At 71.3% G+C, this 13,007-nt stretch carries 11 protein-coding genes; 4 read left to right on the plus strand and 7 right to left on the minus strand.

Annotation, left to right across the window (positions count from 1 at the left end; all coding sequences use genetic code 11):
- The first annotated feature begins 144 nt into the window (after positions 1-144).
- The 3 genes from DDJ31_RS09430 to DDJ31_RS09440 are packed head-to-tail and all read left to right on the plus strand — an operon-like array spanning position 145 to position 2,695.
- Positions 145-1,029, plus strand: coding sequence for an ABC transporter substrate-binding protein (locus tag DDJ31_RS09430; protein ID WP_127180723.1), 885 nt, complete (start codon positions 145-147; stop codon positions 1,027-1,029).
- The gene (locus DDJ31_RS09435) at positions 1,026-1,946 is read left to right on the plus strand and encodes an amino acid ABC transporter permease (RefSeq protein ID WP_127180722.1); all 921 of its coding nucleotides are present in this window, start codon (positions 1,026-1,028) and stop codon (positions 1,944-1,946) included. Before DDJ31_RS09430 ends, DDJ31_RS09435 begins: the two co-directional genes overlap by 4 nt.
- Before the next feature lie 20 nt (positions 1,947-1,966).
- The gene (locus DDJ31_RS09440; RefSeq protein WP_127182885.1) at positions 1,967-2,695 is read left to right on the plus strand and encodes an amino acid ABC transporter ATP-binding protein; all 729 of its coding nucleotides are present in this window, start codon (positions 1,967-1,969) and stop codon (positions 2,693-2,695) included.
- Between the two features lie 66 nt (positions 2,696-2,761).
- Here DDJ31_RS09440 and aroQ read toward each other — a convergent pair whose 3' ends face one another.
- Complete coding sequence (aroQ, locus tag DDJ31_RS09445; RefSeq protein WP_127180721.1) at positions 2,762-3,235, minus strand: type II 3-dehydroquinate dehydratase; 474 nt, start codon at positions 3,233-3,235, stop codon at positions 2,762-2,764.
- 156 nt (positions 3,236-3,391) lie between these two features.
- On the opposite strand from aroQ, the gene DDJ31_RS09450 reads away from it, so the two are divergent.
- Positions 3,392-4,696 (plus strand): MFS transporter, encoded by a 1,305-nt coding sequence (locus DDJ31_RS09450; protein ID WP_127180720.1) that lies wholly within the window; start codon positions 3,392-3,394, stop codon positions 4,694-4,696.
- Here the strand turns inward: DDJ31_RS09450 and DDJ31_RS09455 are convergent.
- The 6 genes from DDJ31_RS09455 to DDJ31_RS09480 all read right to left on the minus strand — a co-directional run bounded on the left by DDJ31_RS09455 (position 4,686) and on the right by DDJ31_RS09480 (position 12,927).
- Positions 4,686-5,783: a calcium:proton antiporter gene (locus DDJ31_RS09455; RefSeq protein WP_127180719.1), complete on the minus strand. Its 1,098-nt coding sequence runs from the start codon at positions 5,781-5,783 to the stop codon at positions 4,686-4,688. The genes DDJ31_RS09450 and DDJ31_RS09455 overlap by 11 nt on opposite strands.
- A 121-nt stretch (positions 5,784-5,904) precedes the next feature.
- The gene (locus DDJ31_RS09460) at positions 5,905-6,906 is read right to left on the minus strand and encodes a TerC family protein (RefSeq protein ID WP_127180718.1); all 1,002 of its coding nucleotides are present in this window, start codon (positions 6,904-6,906) and stop codon (positions 5,905-5,907) included.
- Positions 6,907-7,132: 226 nt separating this feature from the next.
- On the minus strand, positions 7,133-9,070 hold the full coding sequence (locus DDJ31_RS09465) for a TerD family protein (RefSeq protein WP_127180717.1): 1,938 nt from the start codon (positions 9,068-9,070) through the stop codon (positions 7,133-7,135).
- Between the two features lie 63 nt (positions 9,071-9,133).
- Positions 9,134-9,712: a TerD family protein gene (locus tag DDJ31_RS09470; protein ID WP_127180716.1), complete on the minus strand. Its 579-nt coding sequence runs from the start codon at positions 9,710-9,712 to the stop codon at positions 9,134-9,136.
- Between the two features lie 170 nt (positions 9,713-9,882).
- Positions 9,883-12,018, minus strand: coding sequence for an excinuclease ABC subunit UvrB (gene uvrB, locus DDJ31_RS09475; RefSeq protein WP_127180715.1), 2,136 nt, complete (start codon positions 12,016-12,018; stop codon positions 9,883-9,885).
- A 39-nt stretch (positions 12,019-12,057) separates the two neighbouring features.
- Complete coding sequence (locus DDJ31_RS09480; RefSeq protein WP_127180714.1) at positions 12,058-12,927, minus strand: MHYT domain-containing protein; 870 nt, start codon at positions 12,925-12,927, stop codon at positions 12,058-12,060.
- Positions 12,928-13,007: the final 80 nt, after the last annotated feature.

The following is a 13,007-nucleotide window of genomic DNA, read 5'->3' on the forward strand; positions in this document are numbered from 1 at the left end:
CGCGGCGTGGGCCGCCGGTCTCTCCATCCCGCCCTCGACCGGCGGCCCCGGCCTGTTCACAGTGGCGCAACACCCGTTCCCACCATGCGGACACATCCGGTCGTGACCTCGACAAACCGAACGCCGGGCTGCCACTCTCCCGCCATGCACCCTGCCCCTCGCGTCCCGCGCCCCGCGATCGTCGCCGTCACCACAGCCCTGCTCGCCCTCGCGGTCGGCTGTGCTCCGCAGCCGGAGCGGAAGGCGGCCGACGCGCCGTCCGGGTCGGCGGGCGGCACGTGTGCCCCGGGCGAGCTGGCGACCAGGACGGCGGGCAAGCTGACGGTCGCGACGGACGAACCGGCCTACGAACCGTGGTTCAAGGACGACAGGCCGGCGGGCGGCGAGGGCTACGAGTCCGCGGTCGCCTACGCGGTGGCGGAGCGGCTCGGCTACGACAGGAGCGCCGTCGTCTGGCAGAGCGTGCCCTTCAACAAGGCGTTCGCGCCCGGCGAGAAGACCTTCGACTTCGACATCAACCAGGTGTCGATCAGTGACGAGCGCAAGAAGGCCGTGGACTTCTCGTCCGGCTACTACGACGTGCGCCAGGCGGTCCTCGCCCTCAAGGGAGGCAAGGCGGCCGGCGCCACGACCGTCGCCCAGCTGCGCGGCCTCAAGCTGGGCGCCCAGGTCGGCACCACCAGCCTCGACTACATCACCGACGTGGTGAAGCCCGAGCGGCAGCCCGCGGTCTACGCCAAGAACGACCAGGCCAAGTCCGCCCTGAAGAACGGTCAGGTCGACGCGATCGTCGTCGACCTGCCGACCGCGTTCTACATCACCGCGGCCGAGGTCACGGACGCGCGGATCGTCGGGCAGTTCGAGAACCAGGGCGGCGCCCCCGAGCAGTTCGGCCTGGTGCTCGACAAGGGCAGCGCGCTCACCTCGTGCGTGACGGACGCCGTCGACGCGCTGCGCGAGAACGGCACCCTGACGAAGATCGAGAAGCGGTGGCTCTCCGACGCCGTCGACGTCCCGGTCCTCAAGTGACGTCCGTCGAGACGGAGTCCGGGCACGGCGGCGCGGACGGCGACGGCGTCCCGTCCGGCCGGGACCACGACGGCTACACGCCCTCCGCGCGCCGGATCGAGCGCGAGCGCCACCGGCGCGCGCGGGCGCGGCGCGCGACCGCGATCGGCGCGCTCTCCACCCTCGTGACGGGCGTCGTCCTCTACCTGGTCGTCGTCCACGCGCCCGGCTGGCCGCGCACCAAGGAGACGTTCTTCAGCGCGCGGTACGCGCGCGAGGCGTTCCCCAAGGTCCTCGAAGGACTCTGGCTCAACGTCCGGCTGCTGCTGATCTGCGGCGCGGCCGTGCTGGTCCTCGGCATGCTGATCGCCGTCGCGCGGACCCTGCGCGGCCCGGTGTTCTTCCCGCTGCGCGCGCTGGCCGCCGCGTACACGGACTTCTTCCGCGGACTGCCGCTGATCATCAACCTGATGATCGTCGTCCTCGGGGTGCCGGCGCTGCGGCTGCAGGGCGTCACGGTCGACCCGGTGCTGCTCGGCGGGACCGCCCTGACGCTCACGTACTCGGCGTACGTCGCCGAGGTGTTCCGCGCCGGCATCGAGTCCGTGCACCCCTCGCAGCGCGCGGCGGCCCGCTCCCTCGGCCTCACCAACCGGCAGGCGCTGCGCCATGTGGTGCTCCCGCAGGCCGTGCGCCGCCAGGTGCCGCCGCTCCTCAACGACCTGGTGTCGCTGCAGAAGGACACCGGACTGGTGTCGATCGGCGGCGCGATCGACGCCGTACGGGCCGCGGACATCATCGTGGGCCGCAGCCTCAACTACACGCCGTACATCGTCGCGGGCCTGGTCTTCGTGGCGCTGACGATCCCGATGACCCGGTTCACCGACTGGGTGACGGCCCGGATGGACCGCCGTCGGGCCCAGGGAGGTGCACTGTGAGCGACGCGCCCGTGCTGCGCATGGAGTCGGTCCGCAAGACCTTCGGCGCCTCGGTGGTGCTGCGGGACGTCGATCTGGAGGTCGCCCCGCACACGGTGACCGCGCTGATCGGCGCGTCGGGCTCCGGCAAGTCGACGCTGCTGCGCTGCGCGAACCTGCTGGAGGAGATCGACGACGGCGCGATCTGGCTGGACGGCGAGGAGATCACCGACCCGCGCGCCGACCAGGACGCGGTACGGCGCCGGATCGGCGTCGTCTTCCAGTCGTACAACCTGTTCCCGCACATGACCGTGCTGGAGAACATCACGCTGGCCCCGCGCCGGGTGCACGGTGTGCCGCGCGCGGAGGCCGAGGAGCGGGCCAGGGAGCTGCTGGAGCGGCTCGGGCTCGGCTCCAGGGCGGGCGAGTACCCGGACCGGCTCAGCGGTGGCCAGCAGCAGCGGGTGGCGATCGTGCGCGCCCTGGCGGTACGGCCGCGGCTGCTGCTCCTCGACGAGGTCACCGCCGCGCTCGACCCCGAGCTGGTCGGCGAGGTCCTCGCCGTCGTCCGCGACCTCAAGGCGGACGGGATGACGATGGTGCTGGCCACGCACGAGATGGGGTTCGCCCGGGACGTGGCCGACCAGGTCTGCTTCCTGGACGGAGGGGTCGTCCTGGAACGGGGCACAGCCGAACAGGTCTTCGGCGATCCCCGGGAGGACCGCACCCGGCGCTTCCTGAAGCGGATCGTGGAGGCGGGCCGCCTGTAAGCCCCACACGCCATGGCGGCCGCCCCTTACCCAGGGCACGGATGCGCCGGTCCCCGGGGGGCGTTCCTAGGTGTCGGCGCGCCCCTCCCCCGCCAGCGCGGCGACCCGTTCGACCGCGAACGCGTACCCCTGCACCCCGCACCCGGCGATGACCCCGTCGGCGCGCAGCGAGACGTAGGAGTGGTGGCGGAAGGACTCGCGCCGGTGGATGTTGGAGATGTGCACCTCCAGCACGGGCAGCCCGTCGCAGGTGTTGAGAGCGTCCAGGATGGCGACCGAGGTGTGCGAGTAGGCACCGGGGTTGATCACGATGCCGCTGTGGTTCAGCCGCGCCTCATGGATCCAGTCGACCAGTTCGCCCTCGTGGTTGGACTGCCGCAGGTCCACCGTGCCGCCGTGCGCCGCCGCCGCCTTGACGCACAGCGCCTCGACGTCGGCGAGCGTCTCGGAACCGTAGATCTCCGGCTGGCGCTGCCCGAGCAGGTTCAGATTGGGGCCGTTGAGAATCATGATCGGGGCGTGGGCCAGGCTGCGGGGCACGGTTCCTCCGGTCCGGTCGGATGATGCGATCCGCGAAGGACCGCTGCTCGCACCCGGTCTATCACGGTGCGCGGGCGCCGGGGCGGCCCCTGCCGGTGAGTGCCGCGCCCCCGCGCGCCCCCGTAACTCGTGATCACCGTGGGTAGTTGACGCGACATGCACGATGCACACACCGTAAGGGCGCCCTCCATGACGCGGGTCGCCGCGGCCTCGCTCGCCGGAACCGCCATCGAGTTCTACGACTTCTTCGCCTACGGGACCGCGGCGGCGCTGGTCCTGGGGCCGCTGTTCTTCCCGACCTTCTCGCCGGTCGCCGGAGTGCTGGCCGCCTTCGCGACGTTCGGGGTGGGCTTCGTCGCCCGGCCGCTCGGCGCGGCGCTGTTCGGGCACCTCGGGGACCGGCGCGGGCGCCGGCCGGTGCTCGTGGTGTCCCTGGTGCTGACGGGGGCGTCCACGGTCGCCGTCGGGTGTGTGCCGACGTACGAGTCGATCGGGACGGCGGCCCCCGCGCTGCTGCTGGTCCTGCGGTTCGCGCAGGGGCTCGGGGTCGGCGGCGAGTGGGGCGGGGCCGTGCTGCTGGCCACGGAGCACGCGCCGGCCGAGCGGCGCGCGCTGTGGTCGAGCTTCCCGCAGGTCGGGCCCGCCGTGGGGTTCCTGCTCGCCAACGGCGCGATCCTGGCGCTGTCGGCGACCCTGTCCGACGCGCAGTTCGCCTCCTGGGGCTGGCGGGTGCCGTTCTGGGCGGCCGGGGTGCTGGCGACGGCGGGTCTGTGGCTGCGCTCGTCGCTCACCGAGAGCCCCCGGTTCCTGGAGATCGACGACCACGCGCGGGTGCCGTTCGTGGAGGTCGTGCGCGACCACTGGCGGCTGGTCCTGCTGACGGCGGGCGCGCTCGCCGTCGGGTACGCGATCTTCTACTCGGTGACGACGTGGTCGCTGGCCTACGGGACCGAGCGGCTCGGGGTGAGCCGTACCGTCATGCTGACCTGTGTGATGGCCGCCGTGGCGGTGAAGGGCACGCTGATGCCGGTGATGGCGCTGCTCGGGGACCGCTACGGGCGGCGGCCGCTGTGCCTGATCGGGTGCGGCGCCTCGGCGCTGTGGATGTTCCCGATGGTGGCGCTGCTGTCGACCGGGCAGCCGCTGCCGATGTTCGTGGGGTTCCTGGGGGCGCTGCTGTCGTTCGCCACGGTGTACGGGGTGATCGCCGCGTATCTGCCGGAGCTGTACGAGCCGCGCATCCGCTGCACGGGCGCGGCCTTCGGCTACAACCTCGGCGGGGTGCTCGGGGGCGCGCTGACGCCGATCGCGGCGACCGCGCTCGCCGCGCACAGCGGGCGGGTGCCGTGGGGCGTGGGCGCCTATCTGACCGGGATGGCGCTGCTGAGCCTGGGCTGTTTCGCGCTGCTGCCGGAGACCCGGCCGGTGCGGGTGGCGGCCGGGCGGCCGGTCATGGATTGATCGCCAGTTCCAGGTAGGCCGCGAACAGCACCAGGTGGACGCCGCCCTGGAGCGGGGTGGCGCGGCCCGGGACCACGGTCAGCGAGCTGACCACGACGGTGAGCGCAAGCAGCACCAGATGGGTGTCGCCGAGGCCGAGGACGAGCGGCCCGGAGAGCCAGATCGACGCCAGGGCGACGGCGGGGATGGTCAGGCCGATGCTGGCCATGGCGGAGCCGAGGGCGAGGTTGAGGCTGGTCTGCACCCGGTCGCGGCGGGCGGAGCGGAGCGCCGCGATGGTCTCGGGCAGCAGCACCAGCAGGGCGATGATCACACCGACGACGGCGTGGTGGAGCCCGGCCGCCTCCACGCCCGACTCGATGGTGGGCGACACGCCCTTCGCGAGGCCGACCACGCCGATCAGGGCGAGGCCGAGCAGTCCGAGGCTGGTCCAGGCGGTGCGGGCGGAGGGCGCGTCGGCGTGGTCGTCCTGGGTGATCGGCTCCCCCAGGCGGGTGAGGGGGAGGAAGTAGTCCCGGTGCCGCACGGTCTGGGTGGTGACGAACAGGCCGTACAGGATCAGTGAGGAGATCGCGGCGAAGGTGAGCTGGACGCCGGAGAACTCCGGTCCCGGCTTGCTGGTGGTGAAGGTCGGCAGCACCAGGCTGAGGGTGGCCAGGGTGGCGACGGTGGCGAGGGCCGCGCCGGTGCCCTCGGGGTTGAAGACGGCGGTGCCGTGGCGCAGCGAGGCGACCAGCAGGCAGAGGCCGACGATGCCGTTGCAGGTGATCATCACTGCGGCGAAGACGGTGTCGCGGGCCAGGGTCGTGCTCTTGTCGCCGCCGTCGATCATGAGGGTGACGATGAGGGCGACCTCGATGATCGTCACGGCGACGGCCAGGACGAGGGAGCCGAAAGGCTCGCCGACCCGGTGGGCGACCACCTCGGCGTGGTGGACGGCCGCGAGGACGGCTCCGGCCAGGACCAGGGTGACCAGCGCGACGATGACGCCAGGCAGATCGCGGCCCCAGGTGAGGATCAGCAGGACGACCGCGAGCACGGGCACACCGGACGTCCAGTGTGCGAGCGACCTGAGCGTGGCGATCATGCAGCGATCGTCGCAGAGCGGTCGGGGCGCCGCATGTCCTGCGGCGGGGTGGAGCACCGGGAGCGGTGCCCGGCCGATGCCGTGCGCCGCTCCCGGCGGTGGTGTCCGCGTGTCACGGTTGTCAGGCCTCGACGCTGTCCTTGGGGGCGTCGTCGCCCTCGGTCCGGGCCGCCTCGGCCGCCGCCTGCTTCTTGGAGGCGTAGAGGCTGGTGATCGTGGTGACGATCAGGACGCCGCAGATCACACCCAGCGAGACGGGTATGGAGATCACCGGGACATGGACGCCGGCCTCGTGCAGCGCGTGCAGCACGAGCTTGACGCCGATGAAGCCCAGGATGATCGACAGACCGTAGCTGAGGTGGACCAGCTTCTTCAGCAGCCCGCCGATGAGGAAGTACAGCTGGCGCAGGCCCATCAGCGCGAACGCGTTGGCCGTGAACACGATGTACGGGTCCTGGGTGAGGCCGAAGATCGCGGGGATGGAGTCCAGCGCGAACAGGACGTCGGTGGTGCCGATCGCGAGCATCACGACCAGCATCGGGGTCATGACCCGCTTGCCGTTCTGCTCGATCCACAGCTTGGTGCCGTGGTAGCGGTCGGCGACACCGAAGCGGCGCTCGGCGGCCTTGAGGAGCTTGTTCTCCTGGAACTCCTCGTCGTCCTCGTCGGCCCGCGCCTCCTGGACGAGCTTCCAGGCGGTCCAGATCAGGAAGGCGCCGAAGAGGAAGAAGACCCAGGAGAAGCTGGCGAGGATGGCGGCGCCCGCGGCGATGAAGACCGCCCGCAGCACCAGGGCTATCAGGACGCCGATGAGCAGGACCCGCTGCTGGTACTGGGACGGGACCGCGAACTTCGCCATGATCAGGACGAAGACGAAGAGGTTGTCGACGCTCAGCGACTTCTCGGTGATGAAGCCGGCGAAGAACTCACCCGCGGGCTGTCCGCCGCCGAAGACGAGCAGTCCGAGCCCGAACAGGCCGGCGAGGGTGATCCAGACGACCGTCCAGATTCCGGCTTCCTTGATGGAAACGTCGTGCGGCTTGCGGCCGATGAAGAAATCGACCGCGATCAGGGCGGCTAGGCCCACGATGGTCAGGACCCATAGGGCCAAGGAAACATCCACTGCGCCTCCGGCAGTACGTAACGGCAAATGTCAGCGTCGTCGCTGCCGGAGGTCTCTTCCACCCAGGATGGGCCGACGCCCCGGGATCTGGCCTGATCCGTATTGACGGGTACGCCGCAGTTGGCAGGGAGTACTCCCCTCCGTACGGAAAACAGTACCCCAATCACCAAGGATTGGTAAAGCGATTGGCAAAGAAACCATCAAATCCGCAGGTCAGGACTCTTTACTAGTACTTGGTACGGGCTGTCGCCACCCGGGCGAGCACCTGCTGGAGCACCTCGCTGCCGGGCGGCACCAGCGCCGGCTCGTACGTCCAGGCGTGCCCCACCCACGGGTCGGCGAGATGGTCGTCGGCCACCGGCGTCAGTCGCATCAGCGAACGCCACAGCAGGTCGAGCAGCGGCCCGTACCCGTCGGCGTCCTCCCGGTCCGCGACCATCAGCAGATGGACGCCGACCGCGGGGCCCTCGTCCGCGAGGTAACGCAGCTGGGTCACCGCGCGGTCGTCGAAGCCGTGCGGGAAGTCGTTGACGATCAGCAGCTGCTCGGCGGTGTCCACCTCGGGCGGCAGGGAGTCGGCCGCGCCGCCGCGCACCGCCATCTGCACCAGGTCGACGCGCCGGGTGAGCCGGCCGAGCACCTCGGCCACGCCCCCGGCCCCCAGGGCGGGCGGAGCGGCGAGGGCGCCGGTGCCGACCAGCGGCGCGAGCGCCTCCCTGCCGGTGCCCGCCGGGTCGATGACCTGCACGGCGAACTCGTGCGCCGGGTACACGGCGAGGAGCCGGGCCGCGACCGCGACCGCCGTGTCCAGCGCGAGCCGCCGCAGCCGGTGCGGGTCGGCGAACGACTCGTCGAGCACGCCGGTGCGGCCGCTGTCGATCCACAGACCGCGCTCCAGCGGCAGCCTGACCAGCATCGGTATGCGCAGCGGGCCGCTCTCGGGCAGACGCAGATCGCCCAGCCGCACGGCCATCGGCAGCTCCATGGGTACCCGGTAGCCGTGCCACACGGGGTTGTCCCAGCGCGCGTAGGCGGGCGGCAGGGCGGGCTCGACGACGTCGGACTCGGCGGCGAGCTGCGCGAGGTCCCGGTCGAGGGCGGCCCTGGCCCGGTCGACGAGTTCGGCGTGTCGGGCACGGGCCGCCTCGCGCACCGCGTCGCCCTGGCCGCCGATCCTGCTGCGCGGGTCGGACAGAACCTGGTCCAGCTCCTTCTCCTGGCGCGAGTCGGCGAAGTCCACGGCGCTGCGGTAGGCGGCGGTGGTCCTGGCCAGGTCCTCGAACATGCCCCAGACCTGGTTGTAGAGCCGCTCGTCCATGGACCAGCCGTTGGCGTCGCCCGCGACGGGCTGCGGGTGCTGCCCCGCCGGCGGCGGGGGCGGGGGCGGCGGGGCCGTCGCGCGGCGGCCCGGGTGGGTGTAGTCGACCGGGCCGCCCGCCATCGGCGGGGCGACCGCGGAGGAGGTGTCGGGGGCCCCTGGCGGGGTGTCCTGCGGCCCGTACGGGGAGGTGGCCCGCGGTGCGGCGGCCTGGTCCGGTTGCGGGGCGCCGCTGTGGCGGGTGCGGTCGCCGTCGGCCGTGCGCTGCCGCGGGGGCGCCGCGACGGAGCGGGCGAGCCCCTGTGCCACCGCCTCGTGGACGGTGTCCGCCAGCCGGACCGCATCGGGCAGGCCCTGGTCGGCGAGGAGCGCGGCGAGTCCGTCGGCGTACCCCTGGCCGACCGCGCGCACCTTCCAGGCGCCCTGTCTGCGGTACAGCTCCAGGGCGACGACGGCGGACTCGGTGTCGAGGCCGGTGAGGGTGAAGGTGGCCAGCTCGGTGCCGTCGAGGCCGGTGACCGCGACGAAGGGCGCCGCGACGGCGCCGAACCGGGCGGGGACGCCCACGCCGGCGGGCAGGGCGAGCAGCACGCTGAGGCGGTGCGCGGACTCCGGCATCGCGCCGAGGTCCACGGCCAGCCGGTGGGCGGTCGCCGCCTGCTTGGGGACCTCCAGGCCGGGCAGGGCGGGGGCGCCCGGGTGGGCGACCCCTTCCCAGCCGCGCACCGTGCCGTGCTCGTCGCCGATCGCCACCGCGGCGACGACCGGTGAGCCTGCCGAGATCCTGATCTCCAGGCGGACCTGGGAGAGCGGGTGGTTCTGCCCCCGCGTCAGCTCGGCCGTCATCGCCTTCAGTCCCCCCGTGTCGCCCGGTGATGTCGTGTCGTGCGCCGCCCCGCCCGGCGTCTCCTACAGGTGCGGCAGGATCGTCGGCATCAGGTCCTGGAAGGTGCGGCCGTTGGCCGGGGAGCCGAGCGCGGTCAGCGTCCAGCCCGCGCCCGCGCGGTGCACCTTCGCCATGATCTGGGCCGTGTAGGCGCCGCCGCCGGCCAGCGTGTAGCGGGCCAGTTCCTGGCCGTTGGTCTCGTCGACCAGACGGCAGAACGCGTTCTGCACCTCCTGGAAGGTCTGACCGGTGAAGGAGTTGACGGTGAAGACGATCTGGTCGATGTGGACCGGCACCCGAGACAGGTCGACGAGGATCGACTCGTCGTCGCTGCCCTGACCGACACCGCCGACGAGGTTGTCGCCGGTGTGACGCACCGAGCCGTCGTCGCTCACCAGGTGGCGGAAGAACACCACGTCGACCGGCTGCTTGTCGGCGAACAGGACGGCGGAGGCGTCGAGGTCGATCTCGCGTGTGCGCGAGCCGAACAGACCGCGCCGCGGAGCCGCCTGCCAGCCGAGACCCATGCGTACCGCGGTCAGGCTGCCCCCGTCGCTCTTCTCCAGACTGATGGCCTGACCCTTGGTCATGTTGACGGTCACGCGCTGATTCCCCTCTCGGACGTTCCCCTGTTGCCGCGGAGTCCGCGGTTGACCAAAACCCTATGCAGGGGCACTGACAGTGCCGTACCCCCGTCCACGCTTTGTGTCGGTCTTGCAACACAGCGCGGGAACGGCGGGGGCAGGGGCCCCCGCCGTCACAGAAGGGGACGTCAGGCGAGTCCCGCCTCCTTCATCTGGCGGAGTTCCTTCTTCATCTCGGAGACCTCGTCGCGCAGCCGGGCCGCGACCTCGAACTGGAGGTCGCCAGCGGCGGCCCGCATCCGCTCGGTCATCTCCTCGATCTGGTCCGCGAGGTCGGCCGCGGGGCGGTCGGTGGGGACCGTCTCCTTGGCCTTGCCCTTGCCCTTGGCGGACTTGGCCGCCTTGGCGCCGAGGGCGGGCACCGGCGTCTTGGCTCCCTTGCCGTCCTTGGCCTTGCGGTAGCCGGAGCCGAGCAGCTGCTCGGTGTCGACGTCCTCGCGGGCGATCTGCGCCACGATGTCGTTGATCTTCTTGCGCAGCGGCTGCGGGTCGATGCCGCGTTCCTTGTTGTAGGCGACCTGCTTCTCGCGGCGCCGGTTGGTCTCGTCGATGGCCCGCTCCATCGCCGGGGTGATCTTGTCGGCGTACATGTGGACCTGACCGGAGACGTTGCGCGCGGCGCGGCCGATGGTCTGGATCAGCGAGGTGCCGGAGCGCAGGAAGCCCTCCTTGTCGGCGTCGAGGATCGCCACCAGGGACACCTCGGGCAGGTCGAGGCCCTCACGGAGGAGGTTGATGCCGACCAGGACGTCGAACTCGCCGGCCCGCAGCTCGCGCAGCAGCTCGATGCGGCGCAGGGTGTCGACGTCGCTGTGCAGGTAGCGGACCTGGATGCCCAGCTCGAGGAAGTAGTCGGTGAGGTCCTCGGCCATCTTCTTGGTGAGCGTGGTGACCAGGACGCGTTCGTCCTTCTCGGTGCGCTTGCGGATCTCGTGCACCAGGTCGTCGATCTGGCCCTCGGTGGGCTTGACGACGACCTCGGGGTCGATGAGGCCGGTGGGGCGGATGATCTGCTCCACCACGCCGTCACCGCGCGACAGCTCGTACTTGCCGGGGGTGGCCGACAGGTAGACGGTCTGGCCGACCCGCCCCTGGAACTCCTCCCACTTCAGCGGGCGGTTGTCGAGCGCGGACGGCAGCCTGAAGCCGTGGTCGACGAGGGTCCGCTTGCGGGAGGCGTCGCCCTCGTACATGGCGCCGATCTGCGGGACCGTGTTGTGCGACTCGTCGATGACGAGGAGGAAGTCGTCCGGGAAGTAGTCCAGGAGGGTGTTGGGCGGGGAGCCGGGCTCACGGCCGTCGAAGTGCATCGAGTAGTTCTCCACGCCGGAGCAGGAGCCGATCTGCCGGAGCATCTCGATGTCGTAGGTGGTGCGCATCCGCAGGCGCTGGGCCTCCAGGAGCTTGCCCTGCTTCTCCAGCTCGGACAGCCGCTCCCCCAGCTCCTTCTCGATGTCGTTGACCGCGCGCTCCATGCGCTCGGGGCCCGCGACGTAGTGGGAGGCCGGGAAGACGTACAGGTGTTCGTCGTCGCTGATGATCTCGCCGGTGAGCGGGTGCAGGGTGGAGAGCGCCTCGATCTCGTCACCGAACATCTCGATGCGGACGGCCAGCTCCTCGTAGACCGGGAAGATCTCGATGGTGTCGCCGCGGACCCGGAAGGTGCCGCGGGTGAAGGCCACGTCGTTGCGGGTGTACTGGATGTCGACGAAGCGGCGCAGCAGCTGGTCGCGGTCGATCTCGTCACCGACCCGGAGCGGGACCATGCGGTCCACGTACTCCTGGGGGGTGCCGAGGCCGTAGATGCAGGACACCGAGGCGACCACGACGACGTCACGCCGGGTGAGCAGGGAGTTGGTCGCGGAGTGGCGCAGCCGCTCCACCTCCTCGTTGATCGAGGAGTCCTTCTCGATGTAGGTGTCCGACTGCGGGACATACGCCTCGGGCTGGTAGTAGTCGTAGTACGAGACGAAGTATTCGACCGCGTTGTTCGGCAGCAGCTCGCGGAACTCGTTGGCCAGCTGGGCGGCGAGTGTCTTGTTCGGCGCCATGACCAGGGTGGGGCGCTGGAGCTTCTCGATCATCCACGCGGTGGTCGCGGACTTGCCGGTGCCGGTCGCGCCGAGCAGCACGACGTCCTTCTCGCCGGCTTCGACGCGCCGGGCTAGCTCTGCGATGGCCTGCGGCTGGTCACCGCTGGGCTGGTAGGGGCTGACGACCTCGAAAGGCGCCACCGTGCGTTCGATCTGGGAAACGGGCCGCATGCAACCACCGTACGACCCACCACTGACAATGCGAGGTGATCAGCGGTTCTGCGGGGTGCGGACGCCGCGTCGGTCCTGGTGGCGGCGGGGGTGCGGGGGCGAGGGGTGGGCGGTGGCGTGCCGCACGGCGGGGTGCGCGGGGACGCCCGGTTTCTGCTCCACCGGCGCCTGGGCCGGGCCGCCCATGATCATCATCGGGTCGAGGACCACGACCACCCCCGCGAGCAGCAGGAACGCAAGCGGGCCGATGAGCATGGGCGCGACGAGTCCGGTGGGCGCGTCGCCCACGACGGGGGCGCCCGTGGTGTGGACGTGGACGCTGAGGGAGGCCATGCCGGTGTAGTGCATGCCGGTGACGGCGAGGCCCATGACGAGGCTCGCGCCGACGCTCCACAGGAAGCCCCTGACCTGCCCGGCCGCCCACAGGGCGGCGGTGGCGGCGGCCATCGCGATGACCACGGAGCAGGCGACGAGCACGGTGTTGTACTCCAGGGTGCCGTTCAGCTGCATGCCGGCCATGCCCAGGTAGTGCATGGACGCGATGCCGAGGCCGGTGATGGTGCCGCCGGTGAACAGGGCCGTGCCGGTGGCGCCCCGGTAGCCGACGATGAAGATCCCCACCCCGACCATGACGACGGCGACGCCGAGGCTGGCGAACGTCATCGGCCGGTCGTAGTGGATCGGGGCCTGGTCGACGCTGAAGCCCATCATGGCGATGAAGTGCATCGTCCATATGCCGGAGCCGATGGCCGCGGAACCGAGGGCGAGCCAGGCGGGCCGCCGGGAGTGCGAGACGAGCAGGGACCTGGTGGTGCAGCGCAGGCCCAGGGCTCCGCCCAGGCAGGCCATCAGGTAGGCCACCAGCGGTGTGACGAGTCCGTAGCTGAATCCGTCGATCGTGCCGTGCATGCGCGGCTGCCCTTCCCGCCCTCTTGCGTCCCGATTGCCGTGGAGTACACCCCCTCCCAGGACCGCCCGAGCGGTCAGGG

The sequence above is a fragment of the Streptomyces griseoviridis genome (genome assembly GCF_005222485.1).
Lineage (GTDB): Bacteria > Actinomycetota > Actinomycetes > Streptomycetales > Streptomycetaceae > Streptomyces > Streptomyces hintoniae.

What these genes read in the sequence shown, in the direction of transcription:
- DDJ31_RS09430 (WP_127180723.1), top strand. Translation starts at nt 145, where the DNA reads ATGCACCCTGCCCCTCGCGTCCCGCGCCCCGCGATCGTCGCCGTCACC.
- DDJ31_RS09440 (WP_127182885.1), top strand. Translation starts at nt 1,967, where the DNA reads ATGGAGTCGGTCCGCAAGACCTTCGGCGCCTCGGTGGTGCTGCGGGAC.
- DDJ31_RS09450 (WP_127180720.1), top strand. Translation starts at nt 3,392, where the DNA reads ATGCACGATGCACACACCGTAAGGGCGCCCTCCATGACGCGGGTCGCC.
- DDJ31_RS09455 (WP_127180719.1), bottom strand. Translation starts at nt 5,783, where the DNA reads ATGATCGCCACGCTCAGGTCGCTCGCACACTGGACGTCCGGTGTGCCC.
- DDJ31_RS09465 (WP_127180717.1), bottom strand. Translation starts at nt 9,070, where the DNA reads ATGACGGCCGAGCTGACGCGGGGGCAGAACCACCCGCTCTCCCAGGTC.
- uvrB (WP_127180715.1), bottom strand. Translation starts at nt 12,018, where the DNA reads ATGCGGCCCGTTTCCCAGATCGAACGCACGGTGGCGCCTTTCGAGGTC.
- DDJ31_RS09480 (WP_127180714.1), bottom strand. Translation starts at nt 12,927, where the DNA reads ATGCACGGCACGATCGACGGATTCAGCTACGGACTCGTCACACCGCTG.